The 21,964-nt window shown below is 42.4% G+C and carries 22 protein-coding genes and 1 pseudogene; 22 read left to right on the top strand and 1 reads right to left on the bottom strand.

All coding sequences use genetic code 11. The annotated features are described in order from the left end of the window. Positions 1-244 precede the first annotated feature (244 nt). From ACO0K1_RS16530 to ACO0K1_RS16425, 22 genes are all read left to right on the top strand, one after another. A complete protein-coding gene (locus ACO0K1_RS16530; RefSeq protein WP_423027695.1) occupies positions 245-988 on the top strand; it encodes an isoprenyl transferase in 744 nt (247 codons plus the stop codon). A gap of 384 nt (positions 989-1,372) precedes the next feature. After that, positions 1,373-1,711 (top strand): MarR family EPS-associated transcriptional regulator, encoded by a 339-nt coding sequence (locus tag ACO0K1_RS16525; RefSeq protein ID WP_423027693.1) that lies wholly within the window; start codon positions 1,373-1,375, stop codon positions 1,709-1,711. 39 nt (positions 1,712-1,750) lie between these two features. After that, entirely contained in the window at positions 1,751-3,208 is a 1,458-nt protein-coding gene (locus ACO0K1_RS16520) for a mannose-1-phosphate guanylyltransferase/mannose-6-phosphate isomerase (protein ID WP_423027691.1), read from the top strand. After that, positions 3,205-4,191, top strand: a complete 987-nt coding sequence (fcl, locus tag ACO0K1_RS16515; RefSeq protein ID WP_423027689.1) for a GDP-L-fucose synthase — start codon at positions 3,205-3,207, stop codon at positions 4,189-4,191. The genes ACO0K1_RS16520 and fcl overlap by 4 nt, the downstream gene beginning before the upstream one ends. A gap of 18 nt (positions 4,192-4,209) precedes the next feature. Next, positions 4,210-5,337, top strand: coding sequence for a GDP-mannose 4,6-dehydratase (gmd, locus tag ACO0K1_RS16510; protein WP_423027687.1), 1,128 nt, complete (start codon positions 4,210-4,212; stop codon positions 5,335-5,337). A gap of 157 nt (positions 5,338-5,494) precedes the next feature. Continuing rightward, entirely contained in the window at positions 5,495-6,847 is a 1,353-nt protein-coding gene (locus ACO0K1_RS16505; protein ID WP_423027685.1) for a lipopolysaccharide biosynthesis protein, read from the top strand. Positions 6,848-6,873: 26 nt separating this feature from the next. Continuing rightward, entirely contained in the window at positions 6,874-7,458 is a 585-nt protein-coding gene (locus ACO0K1_RS16500; RefSeq protein WP_423027683.1) for an acyltransferase, read from the top strand. A gap of 139 nt (positions 7,459-7,597) precedes the next feature. Further along, positions 7,598-8,191, top strand: coding sequence for an acyltransferase (locus tag ACO0K1_RS16495; protein ID WP_423027681.1), 594 nt, complete (start codon positions 7,598-7,600; stop codon positions 8,189-8,191). Between the two features lie 6 nt (positions 8,192-8,197). Next, entirely contained in the window at positions 8,198-9,151 is a 954-nt protein-coding gene (locus ACO0K1_RS16490) for an NAD-dependent epimerase/dehydratase family protein (protein WP_423027679.1), read from the top strand. Beyond that, the gene (locus tag ACO0K1_RS16485; RefSeq protein WP_423027677.1) at positions 9,151-10,308 is read left to right on the top strand and encodes a glycosyltransferase family 4 protein; all 1,158 of its coding nucleotides are present in this window, start codon (positions 9,151-9,153) and stop codon (positions 10,306-10,308) included. The genes ACO0K1_RS16490 and ACO0K1_RS16485 overlap by 1 nt, the downstream gene beginning before the upstream one ends. A 99-nt stretch (positions 10,309-10,407) precedes the next feature. After that, on the top strand, positions 10,408-11,427 hold the full coding sequence (locus ACO0K1_RS16480) for a glycosyltransferase family 4 protein (RefSeq protein ID WP_423027675.1): 1,020 nt from the start codon (positions 10,408-10,410) through the stop codon (positions 11,425-11,427). Between the two features lie 16 nt (positions 11,428-11,443). Continuing rightward, entirely contained in the window at positions 11,444-12,193 is a 750-nt protein-coding gene (locus ACO0K1_RS16475; protein WP_423027673.1) for a glycosyltransferase family 2 protein, read from the top strand. A 99-nt stretch (positions 12,194-12,292) separates the two neighbouring features. Further along, positions 12,293-13,663 (top strand): hypothetical protein, encoded by a 1,371-nt coding sequence (locus tag ACO0K1_RS16470; protein WP_423027671.1) that lies wholly within the window; start codon positions 12,293-12,295, stop codon positions 13,661-13,663. A gap of 423 nt (positions 13,664-14,086) precedes the next feature. After that, on the top strand, positions 14,087-14,662 hold the full coding sequence (locus tag ACO0K1_RS16465) for an MraY family glycosyltransferase (RefSeq protein ID WP_423027669.1): 576 nt from the start codon (positions 14,087-14,089) through the stop codon (positions 14,660-14,662). 9 nt (positions 14,663-14,671) lie between these two features. After that, a complete protein-coding gene (locus tag ACO0K1_RS16460; protein WP_423027667.1) occupies positions 14,672-14,809 on the top strand; it encodes a hypothetical protein in 138 nt (45 codons plus the stop codon). A 16-nt stretch (positions 14,810-14,825) separates the two neighbouring features. After that, positions 14,826-15,092, top strand: coding sequence for a hypothetical protein (locus tag ACO0K1_RS16455; RefSeq protein ID WP_423027665.1), 267 nt, complete (start codon positions 14,826-14,828; stop codon positions 15,090-15,092). A gap of 128 nt (positions 15,093-15,220) precedes the next feature. Next, the gene (locus ACO0K1_RS16450) at positions 15,221-17,530 is read left to right on the top strand and encodes an SLBB domain-containing protein (protein WP_423027663.1); all 2,310 of its coding nucleotides are present in this window, start codon (positions 15,221-15,223) and stop codon (positions 17,528-17,530) included. A gap of 2 nt (positions 17,531-17,532) precedes the next feature. Next, positions 17,533-18,777 carry a GumC family protein gene (locus ACO0K1_RS16445; protein ID WP_423027661.1) on the top strand — a complete coding sequence of 415 codons (1,245 nt, stop codon included), beginning with the start codon at positions 17,533-17,535 and terminating at the stop codon, positions 18,775-18,777. A gap of 210 nt (positions 18,778-18,987) precedes the next feature. After that, positions 18,988-20,175 carry an acyltransferase family protein gene (locus ACO0K1_RS16440; RefSeq protein WP_423027659.1) on the top strand — a complete coding sequence of 396 codons (1,188 nt, stop codon included), beginning with the start codon at positions 18,988-18,990 and terminating at the stop codon, positions 20,173-20,175. 14 nt (positions 20,176-20,189) lie between these two features. Then, on the top strand, positions 20,190-20,960 hold the full coding sequence (locus ACO0K1_RS16435) for an SGNH hydrolase domain-containing protein (RefSeq protein ID WP_423027657.1): 771 nt from the start codon (positions 20,190-20,192) through the stop codon (positions 20,958-20,960). Between the two features lie 100 nt (positions 20,961-21,060). After that, a complete protein-coding gene (locus tag ACO0K1_RS16430; protein WP_423027655.1) occupies positions 21,061-21,378 on the top strand; it encodes an acyltransferase family protein in 318 nt (105 codons plus the stop codon). A 38-nt stretch (positions 21,379-21,416) separates the two neighbouring features. Continuing rightward, complete coding sequence (locus tag ACO0K1_RS16425; RefSeq protein WP_423027715.1) at positions 21,417-21,896, top strand: hypothetical protein; 480 nt, start codon at positions 21,417-21,419, stop codon at positions 21,894-21,896. Here ACO0K1_RS16425 and ACO0K1_RS16420 read toward each other — a convergent pair. After that, a pseudogene (locus ACO0K1_RS16420) lies at positions 21,847-21,964 on the bottom strand (IS30 family transposase); the annotation flags it as partial. The gene ACO0K1_RS16425 and the pseudogene ACO0K1_RS16420 sit on opposite strands and share 50 nt — an antisense overlap.

The following is a 21,964-nucleotide window of genomic DNA, read 5'->3' as shown; positions in this document are numbered from 1 at the left end:
TGCTGATGAAATTCTGAGCACAAATGCAAAGGGCGGTTGTAATTACGACTTATTTTAATTAATGTTATAAAATACTTAATAAAACTTATTTTCAACGGATTGTTTTAATTATAAAATGGGAGGCTGTGCAAATTGTGCATGGTCAAAGTTGTATCCGCTCAGTTATCCGGGACTTGAAATAAAGTGCACATGGTGCCAGCAAGTTCCCTTTAGTTGCGCCAGGAAAAAATAAGATAACGAGAATATGAGTAAAAATAACACCGCGTCTGCTGCTGGCAACAATGGAATGCCACGTCACATTGCCATCATTATGGATGGCAACGGTCGATGGGCAACAAAGCGCTTTATGCCGCGATTTGCTGGTCATGCCAAAGGTGTCAAAACTGTCAATAAGGTCGTCGAAGCTTGTGTCAATCGTGGAATTGAATATCTGACCTTATTTGCCTTCAGCTCTGAAAACTGGCGTCGCCCCCCCGATGAAGTCTCGTTGCTCATGCAACTTTTCAGAAAAGTTCTGATCGGTGAAATTCGTAAAATGGGCGAAAACAATATTCGCCTCAAAGTCATCGGTGACCTCAGTAAATTCGATAAAGATTTGCAAGCTTTAGTGCAAACCGCAGAATCAGAAACCGCCACGAATACAGGCTTAACCCTGACCATCTGTGCCAACTACGGCGGTCGCTGGGATGTTCTTAATGCCTGCAATAAACTAGTCGCTGCTGGTGTAAAGCAAGAGGATATTACCGAAGATCAGCTCAGCGCCAACCTCGCCATGGCCTATGCGCCAGATCCTGACATGCTAATACGTACTGGTGGCGAAGCCAGGGTATCTAACTTCTTGTTGTGGCAATTGGCTTACTCAGAATTTTATTTTACCGACACGTTCTGGCCTGATTTTGGTGTAAAGGCTTTAGATGAAGCCATTGATTCTTTCCAAAAAAGGGAACGTCGTTTTGGTAAGACAAGTGAGCAGGTGCAGGCGAAGTAAATGAAAAGTGGGTTTGATTGCTATTTACGCTAGATTTTTTGTTAATAAATGAACCAGCAAATAAGCGAGCCGACCCAATTTACGCTTTGATTAGCGGCCCATAGGCCAATTTTGCCTCGGAAGCTAGGCCTGATTCATACCTTTGTCATATACGAGTTCTAAAATGAAAAAGAATAAAAAGTATGGCAAATAAAACAACATAAAAACATGCTATACTGCGCGTTCATTCATTGAACGCTTTTTTATTTTGCGGTCAATAAAGCAGTTAAAATACGGAGGCTGCTGCTTTGGTTCGACCTCAATTGGTTATGAGGTGGAGCTGTATCGGTCTTATGAATTGATTTATTGACTTAATTAAAGATAGATAAAAGAACTCAAGCAAGCATGTATCGCAGACAAATTGATGATGAAGATGCCTATCTTGAAGTGATGCGCCTGCTGGAAGCAAACCCACAAATGTCGCAGCGAGAAATCGCAAGCGCACTTGGGGTGAGTTTAGGTAAGGCGAATTACTGCTTAAAAGCGTTGCTGGATAAAGGTTGGCTTAAAATGCAGAATTTTCAGGGGAGTAAAAATAAACTGGCTTATGCCTATTTATTAACCCCCAAAGGCATCATAGAAAAGAGCGAAATTACCGCCCGTTTTCTGCAAAAAAAAATGCATGAATACGAACATCTGCGATCATTGATTGAGTCTCTGCGGTCAGAAGTAAATCAGAAATGAATTAGAAGTAAAACGATAAGATAAAGAAGGGTAAATCGAATGTTGAAAGTATCTCCGGTGATTTTGTGTGGCGGCTCAGGTACGCGTTTGTGGCCTTTATCACGCTCTGGTTTTCCTAAGCAGTTTTTGGTGTTATCCGGCACCACGAGTTTGTTTCAGCAAGCATTAGAACGTATCAATGCCATCGCTAGCCAAGATATTGCGCTTGACGAGTCCCTGGTTGTCACCAATGAAGAGCATCGTTTTTTAGCTCTCGACCAATTGCGAGAGCTAAAAACAATCAAGGCGACTTTATTGCTCGAGCCCGTCGCTCGCAATACCGCTCCGGCATTGACTCTGGCAGCCTTGCGTGCGATAGAGCAGGGCGAAGATCCTATTTTGGTCGTGACACCTGCCGATCAAACCATCACTGATCAAGCAGCTTTCACAGTAGCCTTGCAACAAAGTGTACGTGCAGCTGCAGATGGCGCCATTATCATCTTAGGTATCACTCCAACTTTGCCAGAAACTGGCTATGGCTACATCAAACACCAAGGCGACGTAAAAACTTTTGGCGAATACAGCGTTGCCCAATTCGCAGAAAAACCAGACGCGACAACCGCACAACAATATGTAGATAGCGGCAACTACTGCTGGAATAGCGGCATGTTCGTCTTGCGCGCTAGTACATGGCTCAAAGCACTGCAGCAATTCCGTCCTGATATCGCCACCACAACACAACAATCTTGGCAAGACCGCACGTCTGATGCCCAATTTATTCGTCCAACCAAAGCAGCTTTTGCAGAGATACCAAGCGAATCAATTGATTATGCCGTTATGGAAAAATGCCCTGGTTCAGACGTCACGATCAACATGGTGCCACTGGCCGCTGGCTGGAATGATCTTGGTGCGTGGGACGCAGTATGGCAAGTTGGCGCACAAGACACCAATGGCAACGTCATGCAAGGTGATACATTCCAGGCAGATACTACCAACAGTTTAATTTACGCATCCAGCCGTTTAGTGAGCGCGGTAGGTGTTGATAATCTTGTGATTGTGGAAACCGCAGATGCCGTTTTAGTGGCGGATCGTAGTCAAAGTCAGCACGTCAAAAAAATCGTCTCGATATTAGAGAAAAGTGAGCGTGGTGAGCATGCGTTACACAGAAAAGTCCATCGCCCATGGGGCTGGTACGACAGCATTGATGAAGAAGATCGCTTCAAAGTAAAGCGTATCAACGTCAAGCCAGGTGCGAGCTTAAGTCTGCAAAAACATCACCACCGCGCGGAACATTGGATCGTAGTTAAAGGCACTGCAGAAGTTACGTGTGGCGAAAAAGTGATTCTGTTGACCGAAAATCAGTCTACTTATATCCCTCTCGGTGAGGTTCATCGCTTAAAGAATCCTGGCGCAATTCCGCTGGAAATTATCGAAGTGCAGTCCGGAAGCTATTTGGGTGAGGATGATATCGTGCGTTTTGAAGATACCTATGGCCGGACAAGTGCATCTTACTTATGAATAAACAAGAGAAAATTTATGTTGCAGGGCACAGAGGAATGGTAGGCTCTTCTATTGTGCGACACCTTCAAAGTCAAGGTTACACTAATATTGTGACCCGTACTCACACAGAACTCGATTTGACCAATCAGGCACAAGTAAGAGATTTCTTTGCGCAAGAAAAACCTGCTCAGGTTTATCTTGCTGCTGCAAAGGTTGGCGGTATCCATGCCAATAATGCGTTTCCTGCCGAGTTCATTTATCAGAACCTGATGATGGAAGCCAACATTATCCATGAAGCATTTTCTGTTGGTGTTCAAAAATTATTGTTTCTAGGTTCCAGTTGTATCTATCCAAAAATGGCGCCACAGCCTATGCCTGAGGATGCACTCCTCACAGGAACTTTGGAAGCGACGAATGAGCCTTATGCAATTGCAAAAATTGCGGGTATCAAGTTATGTGAAAGCTATAATCGCCAGTATGGTACCAGCCACGGCGTTGACTATAGAAGCGTCATGCCGACGAATCTATACGGCCCGGGCGATAACTATCATTCTGAAAACAGTCATGTTATTCCTGCTCTGATACGTCGCTTTCATGAGGCTAAAAGCACTAATGCAGAGACAGTTGTTATTTGGGGGACGGGAACCCCGCGTCGTGAATTTTTATTCGTCGATGATATGGCAGCCGCTAGCATTCATGTAATGACTGTTGAAAAATCTACCTACGATAGCTATACCGAACCAATGCAAAGTCATATCAATGTTGGTTATGGTGCTGATGTGACAATCGAGGAATTGGCGCATACCATTGCCAAAGTGGTAGGGTATAGCGGTCAAATAGCGTTTGACAGAACTAAGCCAGATGGTACGCCGAGAAAATGGATGGATAGTACCCGGATTTCAAACTTAGGCTGGAAGCCAGTTGTGGCTCTCGAAGATGGTTTGAAGATTGCATATCAAGACTTTGTTGTAAATCAAAATTTGCTGCGTACGCAGTCTTAAATTTAGCGAATATACATTATGAATACTAAACAAAAAGTTGCGTTAATCACGGGTGTTACTGGTCAAGATGGTTCGTACTTGGCCGAGTTTTTATTGGAAAAAGGATATATCGTTCACGGCATTAAGCGTCGTGCAAGTTCCTTTAATACGCAACGTGTAGATCATGTTTATCAAGATCCTCATATTGATCATCGCAATTTTGTCTTGCACTACGGCGATTTGAGTGACAGTAGTAATCTGATTCGTATTATTCAGCAGACTCAACCTGATGAGATTTATAACCTGGGTGCGCAGAGCCACGTTGCAGTGAGTTTTGAAAGCCCAGAATACACCGCCGATGTTGATGGCATGGGTACATTACGTATTCTCGAGGCAATTCGTATTTTAGGCCTGGAGAAAAAAACTCGTTTCTATCAAGCATCGACTTCCGAGCTGTATGGCCTGGTGCAAGAGATTCCACAAAAAGAAACTACGCCTTTTTACCCGAGAAGCCCGTACGCGGTTGCAAAGATGTATGCGTATTGGATCACTGTGAATTACCGCGAGGCTTATGGCATGTATGCATGTAACGGTATTTTGTTTAACCACGAAAGTCCGCGCCGCGGAGAAACTTTTGTAACTCGTAAAATTACCCGTGGCCTCTCCAATATTGCACAAGGTTTGGAAAAATGTTTGTACATGGGGAATATGGATGCGCTTCGTGATTGGGGTCATGCGAAAGACTATGTACGTATGCAATGGATGATGCTGCAGCAAGATCAGCCAGAAGATTTTGTTATTGCAACAGGCGTTCAATATTCTGTCAGACAGTTTATTGAGAAGAGCGCGGCACAGCTCGGCATCACTATTTCCTGGAAAGGTGAGGGAGTCGATGAAAAAGGCTATGTCGCTGCCATTAATGGTGATAAAGCGCCTGCTTTAAAAGTGGGTGATGTTTTAGTTCAGGTTGATGTACGCTATTTCCGCCCTGCTGAAGTAGAAACCTTGCTGGGTGATCCAAGCAAGGCAAAACAAAAATTGAATTGGGTTCCTGAAATTACACTCGATCAGTTGGTTGAAGAAATGGTTGCGCATGACCTCGACAAAGCGCGCCAACATGCGTTATTGAAGCAAAGCGGGTATGACGTTGCAGTGAGTGTTGAATAAGCGTAGAAGCGATTTCCTGCAGCGTTGAAGTACTTTTACTTCGACCTGGCAAGTAGATGTTCTCCTCCGATAAATATTGAAGGAGAACAAATAATATGGTGCTCATCAATGTTGCAGTTATATTTCCAGCAAGTTCTTTTTTATTCCCAAAAAATGGATGATTGTCATGACAACTAAGGTTGTCTCGGCCGATTTGCAGAATAACGCCCGCCGCCGCCAAATTACTCGAACAGCCTTGACCGGAATTGTCGCCAAAGCGGCAATGTTTTTGCCTACGCTAATGATCGCGTGGATTGCTGTGCCGCATCTGGGTTCCGAGCGATATGGCGTGTTGATGACAGTTTTGTCATTGTTAGGTTTTTTGAATATTGCTGATTTGGGCGTCGGTGGTAGCTTGATTACTGCTCTTTCTAGAGAGTCGGGAGCAGGTGACTTTAAGCGTGTTCGCGAGTTACAAGCAAATGGTTTTTGTATAACCATTTGTATGGCATTACTGATTTTTATTGTGGCGTTTGCGATTAACTATTTAGAAATTGGAGCCTACATATTCAAGAGTAGTTCGGAAATCGTTCAACGAGAGGGAACGACAGCGATGATGACGTTTTTCTGTTTTTTTGGTTTGACATTGCCGCTCACCTTACTTTCAAAAATTCAGCTTGGACTCCAGGATGGTCATGTTGCAAATAATTGGCAAGCTATTGCATCTATCGTAAATTTTTGCAGTGGTGGTGCTGCCGCCTATTTAGGTTTTAGCGTCCCCTTCATAATTTGTGGAATGATGACCGGGACAATTATTTGTGGCGTCGTCAACGGCTATTTGTATTATAAAAATAAAGCTCTGATACGACCGAATCTAGCTAGCGTGAATTTGGGGGCACTGATATTTTTGTTGCACGATTCAGTTTTCTACTTAATGTTGCAGGTTGTGTTCACATTAAGCTATACAGCAGACACGTTGTTGGTCGCAAGATTTATCGGTGCGGAACAAGTATCCGTCTATTCACTTTCAGATCGTTTGTTTAGTATCGTTGCAGTTGCAGTCTCAGTGGTCACCGGCCCATTGTGGGTTGCTTATGGCGATGCTTTGGGGCGAGCTGATTATCACTGGGCGATTAAAACTTTAAAAGTAAGTACCTTACGTATAATTTTTGCTGCCACAGCAGTATCAGTAGGCATTCTGGTATTTCTAGGCCCATTGATACATCTATTATCAAGGGGACATTTAGTTGCACCTATGATGCTTGGTGCGGCGATGTGTATATGGCGCGTCGTTGAATCGGTAGGCGGATCAATTTCTGTCTATATGTTTGCGAGCCATGCAAATCGTATCGTCTTAATTACCGGCGGTATTTCGGCGGCTATATCAATGCTATGTAAAGTAATGCTACTACCTACTTTCGGCGTCATTGTTGTTCCAATCGTATCTTGTATCAGCTTTCTCTTTTTATCTTTGGTGCCGTGTCTTGTATTTATTGACAGGCATATGAAAAGTTCGATTAAACCAGCTTGAACTTATTATTTTTACAGGTTTGCTTTATGCGCTTCATTCAAAAAGTTGTTAATAAATTGCAGATGCTTTTGCACGAACCTTTAATGCGTGGCGCTTGTCTATCGAAAGCAACAACACGTTTTCCAAAAACGTCTTCGGTCATCAATAATTCGAAAAGCATTGAAGCGATTTCGATCGGTGAGCATAGTGTGGTAGCGGGCGAATTATTAGTTTATGCAGATGGCGGTCAAATTCAAATCGGAGATTATTGTTTTGTTGGTCCAGGAACGCGTGTGTGGAGTGGTGAGTGTATATCGATCGGTAACAGGGTATTGATTTCTCACAATGTCAATATCTACGATTGTCCATCGCACAGCTTGAGCGCATCTGAAAGGCATGCTCATTTTTTAGAGGCGACTTTAGGTAAAAGAGCGAATATTGGGAATCTAAAAAAGGAACCTGTCTTTATTGAAGATGACGCATGGATAGGATCCGGAGCGATGATTATGCGGGGCGTTAGAATAGGGAAGGGAGCTATCGTTGCGGCAGGAGCAATTGTTAGTAAAGACGTTCCTTCTTACACCATCGTTGGTGGCGCAGTTGCCACTCCATTAGGTATCTCTAAGGAATAAACATCCATGCAGCATTCACGCTAGAAATCAGTATATGAACTGGAAAAAAAAAATACCCATATCTCTTAAATTGGGAATCAATTACTTCAGATCGAAAAGCAGTCTGGAGGATTTTCTTGGACGTTTTGCTTGGGCTAAGATGTCCTCTTACATTGCAAGGGGGGTTGAGTCCAATTTTTGGAGTCTGGTCTGCGTACAACGCGATGCTCAAATTCAGCGCGGAACACTGTTACATGTAAATAAATTAACGAACAATGCACAAATTTACGTTGGTGAACGTGCCTTCGTTGGTCAAAATTGTTATTTCTCTTCTGGGCATTTAATCGACATTGGTCGCGACAGCTTAGTCGGTGCTTCTTGTAACTTTTTAGGGGCAGGACATGAATACCACGACCCGACGATGCCCTATGCGAAAGCCAAGGTCGTTTCTTATGGACGGATTATTTTAGAACCAAATACCTGGATTGGCACGGGTTCAAGCATCATAGGGAATGTGCGAATCGGTTTTGGTACAGTGGTCGCCGCCAATTCAAGTATAAGAAAATCGCTTCCGCCGCTTTGCCTGGCTGCGGGGAGTCCGGCAAAAATACTGAAGCTATTCAATTGGAATACGCGAGAATGGGAACCTGTGAGTTGCCAGGAAAGTGAGTTAGATGCTTTGATACAGACACATTTGCAGCGCCTGCCGACAATAGAAGAATTCACTAGTGCTCTAGATACCAACCTTAACTGAATACTCATGGTTTTTGAAAATTCAAACGCATTGAACAAAATAGCCGTTGTTACTGGCGCTGCCGGTTTTATCGGAAGAGCCGTATGTAAAAAGATGGCAGCAACGGGCTGGACTGTCTATGGAATAGGGCATGGCGATTGGCAGCCTTCTGAATTTCAACAGTTTGGCGTGACGAAATGGCTCAACGCTGACGTATCCTTGGAAAATCTTCAATTGCTGGTCGGTGATCAATATCCTCTGAGTATCGTTCATTGTGCTGGCGGTGGGGCGGTTTCTGCATCCTATAGTGACCCCTACAAAGATTTTGAGCGCACAGTAACCAGTACAGCGATGGTTTTAGAGTTTGTTCGGCTGTCCAAAGTTGGTGGAGTGCGGGTTGTTGTGGCATCTAGTGCTGCCGTGTATGGCGATCAGGGGGATGTTGATTTTTTTGAGTCGTCACCACGCATGCCGATATCTCCCTATGGATTTCATAAAATGGCCTCTGAAAATATTTGTGAGTCGTATAGCAAATATTTTGGATTGAGTGTCAGCGTCGTCCGGCTCTTTTCCGTGTATGGCGACGGTTTGAGAAAGCAACTGTTGTGGGACGCACTCAATAAGTTTTCAGCAGGTCGGTGTGACTTTTTCGGAACAGGAAACGAACTTCGTGACTGGATTCACGTTGATGATGCGGCTGATTTACTATGCAAAGCAGCAGCTTTGCAGCAAGAAAGTTTTGCGGTTTACAATGGTGGTAACGTGCATGCGACAACGAATGAAGTATTGACGATATTGGCGCAAATGAAAAATTCGTCACTTTTCCCGAAATTTAATAACGAGGTGCATACTGGTAATCCGAAGCGCTTGACATCCAATTGTTCAACGGCGCATGAAAAGCTTGATTGGTATCCAACAGTTAATTTACAAGATGGCCTGTCTCGTTATGTCGGGTGGCATAATTCAGAAGGAAAAAGATAATGATTCGGGTTGCAATTGCCTATAATTTTAATGATCAGGATTGGCTGGGTGGGAAAAATTATTTTGCCAGTCTTTTCGGTGCTTTGCGACATATTGAAGACGCAGGAATTAAGCTCGTTTTTGTCACCGGAAAAAAAACTGTCACATCGTTGCCAGAAGAGTTCCCTGAGTTGGAGGTCATTCGTACGCCTCTGATGGATCGCATGCATCCTCTATGGTTATTGCGCCAATTCACGATCAGAAAACTTGATTCAGATCCCTTGTTGAAGCAACTTCTAGGCAAGCATCATATAGATATTCTTTCACACTCTGGACATCTTGGTCGTAACTCTCCGATCAAATGCCTACCCTGGCTTTATGATTTTCAGTTCATGCATTTACCAGAATATTGGGAGCCAAAGCACATCAAATGGGCAGAACAACGCTATCGTTCCGCATGTAAAAACGCAGATGGAATTATTGTCAGCAGTAACGATGCATTGAAAGATTTATACAACTTTGCTCCTTGGTGTCAAATACCCAAACACGTCTTGCAATTCGTTTCAAATCCGGTTGATTTTGCCAGGATTCAGCCCCGGGAAACTATCCGCAAAAAGTATGATCTGCCTGAAAAATATTTTTATTTACCCAATCAATTTTGGAGTAACAAAAATCACCGCTTGGTCATAGACGCTCTGGCTATCTTAAAAGAAGAAGGTATAGAAGTAACGGTCGCATGCTCTGGCAAAACCTTTGATGGACGCAAGCCTGAATATTTTCAGCGACTCATGGACTATTGCGAGCAACGTGGTGTTTCTGGACTTTTTAAAGTACTAGGGATGATTCCCTATTCAGATCTGCAATCCTTGATGCGCTATGCCTCTGCGGTCATTAATCCGTCTAAGTTTGAAGGTTGGAGCACCACCGTTGAAGAGGCAAAAACATTTCATCAGAAGTTATTGTTATCAAACATTAGCGTCCATAAAGAGCAGGCTGCACAGGTTGGGGCATTTTTTGACGTTGATGATCCTGAAGCTTTAGCTGATTTACTCAACGAAAGAGTGCAGCAGCAAGCAGAATATGCGTCAGAAGAAGTAATTTCTTCAAATTATCTGGAGCGTCTCTCTATGTTTGGGAAGCGATATGTAGACATCGTCACAAATGCTGCGAAGAAATAATTAGGCTCATTCTTTTATTAATCGTGCGTCGACTGTTTGGGTCTCCGGTCATCAAAGTTGATTGGTTAGTGGTTTGTCAAAGGTAAAGAGAGTTTGAAGATGCTAGGTTTGGACGCGATTATTTTTTCACTGCAGAAAAACGGTGGAATCACTGTTTATTTCAGGGAGTTAATAAACTACTTGATTTCACAAGATGTCGAGACCACTTTGTTTTGTGAAAACCAAGTCGGAGAACGTGCAGAATTTGGAGCACCAGTAAGCCTTCACTCCCAACAGCATAGGACCTTGGAGCGTTACCGTTCTTGTTTGATTAACGATGATATATCTGTTTTTCATTCTAGCTATTATCGTAAGCCAAGTTTGTCGGTTCCTACTGTCGTGACGGTACATGATTTTGTCTATGAGCGTTATGCTTCGGGTGCGAAAAAGTGGGTTCATTCGATGCAAAAAAATGCGGCAATAAGATCAGCGCAAGCGATAATCTGTATTTCTCAGGCAACCAAGGATGATTTGCTGGAATTTGTAGGAGAAGCGCCTGGGCAAGAGATTTACGTTGTTCATAATGGCGTGTCTGATCATTTTCATGTTTTGGATCAAAAAAATATACCTAAGCCATTTATCCTATTTGTAGGACAGCGCGCTGGGTACAAAAATTTTCAATTGGTGTTGCAAACTATGAGTTTTTTACCTGATATGGAGTTACGTTGTGTCGGAGGCGGCGCGTTTGAGGCGGCTGAATTTGATGGTATCACTAGCGATGTGAAAAATCGCGTAAGGCATATGGGTTTTGTCGACGATGTAGCACTCAATCTACTATATAACCAAGCTGTATGTCTGGTTTATCCATCAAAATATGAAGGATTTGGTATTCCGGTTGTTGAGGCGATGCGAGCTGGATGCCCGGTTGTTAGTATTGACTGCAAAGCAGTCACGGAAGTTGGTAAAGACGCATTATTACTTGTTCCCGAATCTGATCCTAAGCTAGTCTCTGAGGCAGTCAATTCTACCAGGTCAGCTGAGCGAGCCGCATTTATTGCTAGAGGACTTGCAGTTGCTCAAAACTATTCGTGGGACAAAACACACCAACAGACCCTCGCAATATATCGAAGTTTAAGTTAATGATTGAGAATAATAAATGGTAAAAATTTCTGTAATTACGGCAGTCTATAACTGCCAGAAAACAATTGCCCAAGCAATAGAATCAGTACTGTCTCAGTCGTATCCAGAGGTTGAATCTGTCGTTATTGATGGGGCATCAACGGACGGGACGCTCGCTATTCTGGAATCGTTCAGACCTCGTTTGGGTAAATTGATTAGCGAAAAAGATCGTGGTATTTACGATGCTCTTAACAAAGGTATCAAAGAATCAACAGGTGACATTGTTGGTTTTTTACACTCAGATGACCTTTATCAAGACACGCATGTGCTCGAGAAAGTCGCTCGTGCATTTGAAGATGCTGAGGTCGACGCGGTATATGGCGATTTGGTTTATGTGAAACACGAGGATATTAAGCAGGTCGTCAGATATTGGCGCTCTGGTGCCTTTAGCCAGGGTGCTTTGTCCTATGGTTGGATGCCTCCGCATCCGACTTTTTATGTCCGTCGCTCGGTGTATGAACAATTGGGCGGTTTTGATACTCGCTACCGGATTGCAGCAGACTATGATACTGTTTTGCGTTTTTTAGGCACAAATAAAATTAAGGTTGCATATATCCCTGAACTTTTAGTTCGTATGCGAGTTGGTGGGATCAGTAACCGCTCATTGAAGTCAATTTGGATGAAGACCAAAGAGGATTATTTGGTAATGAAAAGAAATCGAATTGGCGGGGTGCTTGCCATTGCCTGGAAAAATCTTAGTAAAGTAGTGCAATTTGTAAAACGCTAAGAACTTACGTTTCTAAAATAGACATTTACAATGAGTTTTTAATTGCAATTATTGAAAGTTGACTTTGTTGGTCTCACACATTCATGAAATATATTATTAATGCTAGATAATTTAGAGGAAAATCGCTATCCATTTGTGAGTCTTTTTGAATTCATTTTTGATGGATATTGGAGTCAACTCCAGGGCGTACATTTCACTTTTAGTTGGATATTCTTTATCCTGGTAGCAATTATTGTTTTTCGAAACAAGAAATTGCCTATTGAATTTCGATTTTCTTCCTTATATTTTTTCTTTACGCTTTATACTAACCCAGCGTTTGATATAGCTAGTTTAAAAATTGGCGAAGTGTTCGGTGTGTTGGCTATTTTGGTGGCTTTAGTTTCGGGGAAAGTTGATTTTTTAAAAGAGAGTAAGACTAGTCCTATTTTTAACTCCCTAATTCTTGTGTTTGTTATTTGTGTTTTTCATAATTTTTTTGTTTCTTTGATTTATCCAGAAATTAATGAAGCGCCTGGCGCTTTAATTACGAGGATATCTGTAACCGCCAAGATTGCAGTATTGGCGGGTAATATTTTAATTATTGGTCAGTTTTTAACTCCCCCAAACCTTGACTTTCTAGTTAAGGGTTTGGTTTCCGTGGGCGTATTTGCTTTATTGATTTATTTATGGCAAGGACTGGTTTTGTTAAGCGGAACCTTACCCTATGGCACATATATTGATGCGGGATTTGTTGGGGTACCATCATTTGGTTCTGTCTCGATTGAACGCGGACATTTTGGCAAGTTTATGGCGCCTTTGTTTCCATTTTTTTTATATACCTTACTGAAATATCGTTGGAAATTACCATTTGTGCTGCTTTGTTTTGTTACTTTGATCAATATTTCCGCTTCCAGCCAAGTGTTCTTTGTTGTTTTCTGTGTGCTAGCGTTGATTAAATTTCGGAGTCGGATAAGCGGTGCAAAGGCTATTTTGGGTCTCACCTTTATGTTTGCGCTAGTATGTGCGCTGTTAATCAATTATTGGGAAGTTTTCAATGGAATAGTTGATAAAATATACAGTATTGCTATTAATGGTGATGAGAGTTCTGGCGGTGGAAGAAGTATTGGTTTGTTCATTGAATACTTGAGCACTTTTCCCTTGGGCATCGGATACAGCGGCAGTTCTTTGAGAACAGCGCCTGGGCTGGGGGAGATTAATTCTGGGTTGTTTGCTTTTATTTCTCAGCTTTCTTTGTTGTCTATTGTTATTTTGGTAATTTATTTTAATGTTGTCAGGCGCACTTTACGACGGGCCGGTGTTTCGAAAGCAAATTTATTGCTGAATAAATGCCTTACAATAAGTATTGTATTGTCAATATTAATTTTTTATTCAGATATTTTGTGGTTTGTACCCACAATGTGGTTGAGTTTTGAAATGATATGGGCAGCAAATAAGATGAAATATGGGATATTCAAATTGGAAAATGCTTAATTTTTTTGGTAATGCATAGATGAATTATCGTCAGATCCATGAGCCTTCAATGTCCTTTTTTGATTTGAATAAATTGTCAACAAGGCGCTAGGCTGCAATGCATTACCAGTTACATCAGATATTTGAGTTGTGAAGTTCTTTTTTCTGCAATTCCATTTAGTTCTGATAGTTATCGGATCGCTTATTTTTTGTTGGGTCATGTTGCTCTAAATAAGATGTTAGACGTAATTACAAACATTTTGGATTAAATGTGTAATTGAATTTAACCTTTGATGTTAAGTATTAAAGTAAAAGAAGATTTCTATGATTAAAGTGCTGTCATCTTCCATTGTTTTTTCTTGGTTGCTATGCTTTGGACTTATTGTTTTTAAACATACCCACCAGCATGTTACTACTGACCACGTAGGCTCATGACCACAAAAAATGCACCACGGTGCAACGCCCCGGATAGGTGGTGTTCCTATTTTTGGTGGGGTACTGGTTGGTATGTTAATTTTGTATTTTGGTGAGTGGAAAATTGATAGTTTGCCGATGATTTTGGCTATTCTTCCTGTATGGCTTGCTGATATTGCAGAGGATCTTACGAAAAAGGTCAGCCCATTAAAACGCTTACTAGCTGCCTTTTTCGCTGCATTGCTAGGCATGTGGTTACTTGACTCGAAATTAGTGAGGCTTGGAGTCCCGTTATTTGATCATTTAGTGACCACATATGTTTTTTTGAATGCGATCATGATTATGCTTGCGGTGGGTGGGATTACCCATGCGACGAATATTATTGATGGCTTCAATGGTCTTGCGGGTGGCATCGTCTTGATGATTTTGACAGCGCTTACTTACGTTAGCTATCAAGTACACGATACTTTTCTGATCGGACAGTGTATTGCGCTAATTGGAGCGACTATCGGATTTCTTTTTTGGAACTCTATCCAAAAGGAACTATTTTTGCGGGAGATGGCGGAGCTTACTTATGGGACTTTATGGTGGCCGAGATTTGTGTGATGCTCGGTCATGCAATTCATCGGTTTCGCCTTGGTTTTCCTTGCTTCTGGTCAGTTATCCAGTCTGGGAAACGGTATTTTCCATTTATCGCCGAAAGGTAATTCGCGGTTTGCCGGACGCAATTCATCTGCACTCTCTGGTGTATAAGCGCATGGTGCGTCACATGAAAGGTTCTAAAGAAGCAGAGCACATGATCAGACGTAACTCGTTGACTGCACCTTATTTGTGGGGTTTGGCAGCATTTTCAATTATTCCCGCTGCCTTGTGCTGGTCAAACACACCGATGATTTTGTTTTTTATGTGTGTGTTTATTTTGTGTTGCCGCACATTTTATGCCATGATTGTGCATTTTAAAATTTGGCGCTGGATGACCGTTGGTGATAGCAAAGCATGTGCTGTCGAAAAAGAACGGGTGACATCAGAAATTTGATGTCTTGAAATCGAATGGGCGTGTATGGGCACCGACAAGGTTCGGTGCCTTTATTTTGTTATACAAATTCCGTAGCTGATTTTTTTTATTTTTACTCTCTTTAAAAGTACTTACCTATGCATCGAACAATGAAGAGTACGCTCCCAATTCTCGCTATTTTTGCAGCTAGTGCTACATTTGCACAGCAAACTGATCCTCAAAGTAATTCGGATGCTAAAGCAACCGCAGATTACATGGGCAATTCGACCGGATTAACTCGGTCGTTAAAAATCTCTAATCAGCCTGGTTCTCTAGGACAAAATCGGCCAGAGGGAGATGATCCCAGCCAAGTAATTCGTCCCGTTCCTCCAAAAAAAGTAGAACCGAGCGAATTTCAAAATTTTATTAAGTACGCGACTGGCAAAAACTTGGCCGTTTTTGGTAGCGAATTTTTTTCAAATACGCCATCTAGTTTTGCCCCATTGCAAAATACGCCAGTGCCGTCTGAATATATCTTGGGTCCTGGTGATGAAGTGTTGGTTCATGCCTGGGGTAGTGTGGATATAGACTACCGCGCAACAGTTGATAGAAACGGCGTCATTAATATTCCAACGATAGGGTCTGTGACTTTGGCAGGCGTCAAAGCTGGTGATGCTGACGCTGTGATTAAATCATCCGTCGCAAAGTTATACCGTGATGTGGCGGTGAGTGTGACGTTTGGTCGTTTGCGTGCCATTACAGTCTATGTGGTTGGTCAGGCGAATAAACCTGGCTCTTATACCGTGTCAGGTTTTTCTACCCTAGTAACAGCGTTGCTGGCGAGCGGAGGTCCAAGCGCGACGGGTTCTATGCGTAATGTCCAGGTAAAACGTAACGGCAAGGTCGTTGGTAGTCTGGATATGTACACGTTTCTCGCTAAAGGTGATAAAAGTAATGACGTGAAATTGCAGGATGGTGACACGATTTATATTCCACCTGCATTTGGTCATGTGGCATTGATGGGCAAAGTGAATGTGCCTGCTGTTTATGAATTGAAATCAGCAAACGAGACGCTCTCAAGCATGCTGGAAGTGGCAGGAGGCTTACCTGTAATTGCAGATCCACGTCGTGCATTTTTAGAGCGTATTGAACCGGGCAAATCCCAACCACGTAGCGTTGAGGATTTCGCTCTCAATAAGGTGGGGTTGGCTAAGACACTGAAAAATGGTGACGTGTTGACAGTTGCTTCAATCACGCCAGAATTTTCTAACGCGGTTAGTTTGCGCGGCAACGTTGGCCAACAATTGCGTGTGCCTTTTAAAGCCGGTATGCGGATTCGTGATTTGATTCCAAATCGTGAAGCGTTGATGACGAGGGCGTCTATTGAACGTCAAAATTATGAGGGCAAAGAAGCTGACGGCGATACGTCCCCTGCATTTGGCGATAATACCCGTTTCAGATTGAATGACACCAGCTCGATTTCATCCCGTATTGGTAACCTGATTGATGATGTAAATTGGGATTACGCCGTGATAGAGCGCGTTGATCGTGATACCTTGAATGTCAGCCTTATCCCATTCAACCTGGGTAAAGCAATGGAAGATCCGGCTAATTCGGATAATGTTTTGTTGCAGCCTGGCGATTCAGTGACGGTGTTCTCACAAAACGATATTCAAGTGCCGATCGCTAAGCGTAAGGTATTTGCTCGTGTAGAAGGTGAAGTCAATGTGCCTGGTGTCTATCAAATGTCACCTGGCGAAACTTTACAAAGTCTGATTGCAAAGGCTGGTGGTACAACAACCAACGCTTATTTGTTTGGCACAGAGTTTTATCGTGAGCAGGTTCGTAAAGAACAACAAGCCAATCTTGAAAAAGCAGTGCGCCGTTTGGAATCCCAAATGCGCTCTGAAAATGCGAAGGCAGCAGCAAATGATAGTGGCGGCCAAGATCCTGCTGCAATTGCGGCTAAATTGAAGGCAGCACAAGAAGCAAGTGCGCAAGCGATCGCAAAAATGCATGAGCTCAAAGCAACCGGACGTATTTCGTTTGGGCTGGCGGCAAATGACGAAAACTTCGACACATTGCCTGTGCTTAAATTAGAAAACGGTGATCATTTGGTTGTGCCTAGTCGTCCTGATTTTGTACATGTATTTGGTGCGGTGAATCAAGAATCATCAATGATTTGGCGCAAAGGTGGTTCGGTCGGTAAATACTTAGCGGATGCCGGCCCAACATCAGAAGCTGACTTAGAAAACGTCTTTGTATTACGCGCAAATGGTACGGTCTTGTCGTCTACTGGACGCGGGTGGTTCTCCAGTGGTAATTCTGCAGAACTAATGCCGGGTGACAGCATTGTTGTTCCTGAAAAGTTGAATAAAGAGTCTGCCTATAAGACCTTTACTAACGGCTTAAAAGATTGGGCGCAAATTCTTTCGGGATTTGGTATTACAGCAGCAGCAATTAAGAGTTTGAGACAATAAGCATGACATCATTCAATCAAGAACAACAGGCTCAAATTCATGAAAATGAAAATGAAGATGAAGATGAAGATGGTATCAGTATGATGGACATTTTTCTGACTCTGGCAAAACATAAGAAAAAGATTCTTATCTATCCCCTCGCCTTTGGAATTATTGGCTTAATCATTAGTCTGGTCTTGCCTAAGAGTTATAAGGCAGATACAAAGATTTTGCCGCCCCAACAGAGTCAATCCACTGCTTCAGCAATGTTAAGTCAATTAGGTGGGCTGGCCGGCGGTGCTGGATCTGCCCTTGGAATTAAGAATCCGAATGATTTATATATTTCATTACTAAAAAGTCGGGCTCTTACAGATAAGATTATTCAGCGATTTGATTTGCAGAAAAAATATGACGCTCCGTTCATGGAGACCACGAGAAAAATACTCGAGGGAAGTACGATCATTGCTGCAGGTAAGGACGGTTTGATATCTATCGAGTTCATTGACAAAGATCCAGTCTTCGCAGCAAAAATGGCGAATGCTTATGTTGAGGAGTTGATCGTTTTAACCAGTAAGTTTGCGTTGACTGAAGCTTCGCAACGGCGGGTGTTTTATGAGAAGCAACTGGAACTTGTACGAGATAAGATGGTCTCTGCTGAGTCAGCTCTTTCAACTGGCATTGATAGTAAAGGTATCCAAAGTGTTGATGCGCAGAGTAAAGCTGTGTTGGAGACGGTAACACGCCTGCGCGCTAACATTTCGGCTAAGCAAATCCAACTAAAAGCAATGCAGGCGTTTGTAACTCCAAATAATACCGAATACAAAAGGGCGAATCAGGAATTGCTAGGAATGCAGGACGAGCTTGCAAAATTGGAAAATGGTGCTGCTACAAATTTTGGGGCTGCCACCGTTGCTCAGAATAGCGATCCAGCAAACGCCGGAAAGCAAAAAGAAACTGGTATCAACAACGTTCAGTTATTACGTGACGTGAAGTACTACCAGATGCTGTATGAATTACTTGCTAAGCAATACGAAGTTGCCAGATTGGATGAGGCGAAGGCCATACCGCTGATTCAGGTTTTGGATAAAGCGGTCGAGCCAGAGCGTAAATTTAAACCTCAACGTGCTTTGATTACGATCGCGGCAGCGTTTATTGGTTTGGTTTTGGCATTAATCGCAGCATTTGTCGGCGAAGCAATGAACCAACCGAAATCACCAGAGCAAATTGAAAAATGGCGTCAATTAAAAGCATATTTAAAATTTTCGTAAAAACCTGATTCAATCTGCCGATTCAATTTTTTTTCGAATCGAGTGCGAATGTAGCAAGGTCTGTTCTCTGTTCAATCTGCGGATTGATCAAGGTTCAGGCCTTTTTTCTCGTTGTTATTTTTTGCTATGAATACACTTTAACGAGACCTTTATAAAGCAGCCTAGTCATCATGATTACCATTGCGTTGATGCATGCAACGATTTCAAAATATGATCAATCCACATTTCTTTCATCCTAAATATCGTCCTGATATCGATGGATTAAGAGCATTTGCCGTACTGTCTGTGGTGCTTTATCACGCCTTTCCGACATTTTTTCAGGGCGGTTTTGTTGGCGTTGATGTGTTCTTTGTTATCTCTGGTTTCCTGATATCGAGCATTATTTTTGGAAATCTTGAACAGGGGACATTGAGTTTCAGAGATTTTTATACACGACGTATTTTGAGAATTTTTCCGGCTTTAATTCTGATTCTTTTTATTTCTTTAGTGTTTGGCTGGTATGTGTTGCTGGCGGATGAATTTAAACAATTGGGGAAACACGCGTTGTCGGGAGTAGGGTTTATTTCCAACTTTACTTTGTGGCGTGAAAGTGGGTATTTTGATCGTGATTCCGAGCTAAAACCGCTCTTGCATTTATGGAGCTTAGGCGTCGAGGAACAGTTTTATATTGTGTGGCCACTACTCATGTGGTTTGTCTCGAGAAAAAAGTTTAGCGTTGCATCGGTAATAGTTCTTCTATTCATCGCATCATTTGTCCTTAATGTCTTTGAGACGAACGTCAACGTTGTCGCTGCTTTTTATTCGCCCATAACGCGGTTTTGGGAGCTATCTGCGGGAAGTCTCTTGGCATATGCCTCTTTACAGCCGCATGTCCGGAACCGAAATTTGACTGATTTTCAATCCAAATTGGTTTCTTTTTGTGGTGTTGGAATACTTGTTTTTTCTATTTTTTGTATCAACAAAGAAAATGGATTTCCCGGTTGGTGGGCGGCATTACCAGTATTAGCCTCAGCTATATTGATTTTTGCGGGATCCCGCTCGCCGTCTCAAAGACTTTTATTTTCAAATCGAATTGCTATTTTTATCGGAGCTATCAGCTTCCCACTCTATTTATGGCACTGGCCAATTTTTTCTTTCTTACGAATTCTTTGTGGAGATACACCTTCAGTCAGCTTCAGACTGTATGGGATTTTGATTTCTATTGCTCTCGCATGGCTGACATATAAGTTTATTGAGGTGCCATTTCGATTTAAATCGCTACCTTTTTCTAAAATAAAGTTGTTATCGGTTTTGATGAGCATTATTTTTTTGGTGGAACGCTCATTTATAAAAAAGACGGTTTTCCGCAGAGGCAGTTTTTATCTCGTATTGAGCAAATCGAGGGTGATGATCCCATAATGCACTCGCAGTGCATGAAAAAATATGGACTCACAGGTTTTATCCGGTATTGCAAACTAACCAGCGAGCAACCATCCATCGCGATCATCGGAGACTCTCATGCTTCTATGCTGTTTTATGGTGTCGCAGAAGCGCTCAAAAATGATGAGCGCGGCGTGGTTAATTTGGGTGGCAGGCTTTTTGTTGATGTCGCCACTTATCCTATCGGGAACACGTTTGAGATGGACGTCTACCGTGGAGGAATACAGGCAACCAAATTTGTGGCACAAGAAAAAACAATTGATACCGTCGTATTAGCTTCGCGTGCCCCGAGCTCATTTGATACGGATGATCACAACGTTTTTGCTTTAATTAGCGACCCTACTATCACTGACCGAAAGAGGGTATGGGAAATTGGCTTGCGTAAGACTTTGGATCAGTTTTATGGTACTAAAAAAGAAATCATTTTCTTTCTTGATATACCAGATTTGGATTTCGATCCTTATCTCTGCGTCAGACCCTTGAGTTTATCAAGTAAAAAAGAAAATTGCGCTGTACCGGCGGCTGATTATCGAACACGCTTTAGTGCGTATCGCGGTTTGGTTGAGTCTGTACTTAAAGATTATCCTAAAGTCAAAGTATTTGATGCGGCTGCTTATTTGTGTGATCAAAACTGGTGTCGTGCAAGAGTAAATGGTGCTGTTGCTTATGGTGATAGGGATCATTTATCGGTTGAAGGGTCACGCTACATCGGAAATGAACTTGCCAGAGTTTTGAATGGCGAAAATTCTAAAATTTACCGATAACAGGCCAGTCTGCGTTATGTATTGCAAGGACATTTGACTTGGCCGAAATGGTATCGAAAACTGGCAAATTACGATTTGCTTTATTGAATGAGAGAGGAACATGGGAACATTAAGAACTTTGTTTGCAATTGCCGTTGTGTTCGCACATTGTTATGGTTTTTTGCTTGTTGGTGGACGCAATGCGGTTCAACTGTTCTACATGATTTCCGGCTTTTTAATTTCATTTGTCTTAATTGAACAGAGAGCATATCTGAGGATGAAGACTTTTTATATCAATCGATTTTTACGCCTCTATCCTGTCTATTTTGTGGTTGCTCTGATGACGCTGGCGACATTGATGTTTGGTTTTTGGATGGGTAAAGACGTCGATTTTTTAAGATTTACCGAGAGGCGCCAATCGCCGCAAATTTACTACTGATTTTCGCCAATATTGTTTTGTTTTGTCAGGATTGGTTGATGTTTGTTGGGGTAGAGGCGCACCAACTGGTTTTTTCCACTGATTTTTCGAAGAGCGAAATAGTGCTCTTTCCAGCACTGCTTGTGCCACAAGCTTGGACCTTAGGTGTCGAGCTTAGCTTCTATCTTATTGCGCCATTCATTCTGCGGGAAAAACGCACTATGCTGATGTTATTGGCTCTGTCTCTCTGCGTAAGGGTTTATCTGCTCTATATAGGCTTAGGCGAACATGACCCCTGGACATACCGGTTTTTTCCGACAGAATTGGCGTTTTTTTTATTGGGGGCACTATCACACCAATATATTTCACCTTTGTATATAAAGTTTTTGGCTTTCGGCCAGATGCAAAAATACGCGAGCATCTCGACCTATGCCCTCATTTTTTTTACCTTGCTTTATTCGTTTATTCCCGTAATAGATATAGGCGGATTCAATTTCGAAGTGCAACCACATGTTGATGCGATTGTAACTGCTTCATAAATACTTGGTGCGGCGTTTTGAAGCCGAGACATTTTCTGGGACGATGATTTAAGCTGTTCATCGCCCAT

The organism is Undibacterium sp. SXout20W (assembly GCF_049340285.1).
Classification (GTDB): domain Bacteria; phylum Pseudomonadota; class Gammaproteobacteria; order Burkholderiales; family Burkholderiaceae_D; genus Undibacterium.
Note: the sequence above shows the minus strand (reverse complement) of the source record. Positions and strands in the feature narration are given on the sequence as shown.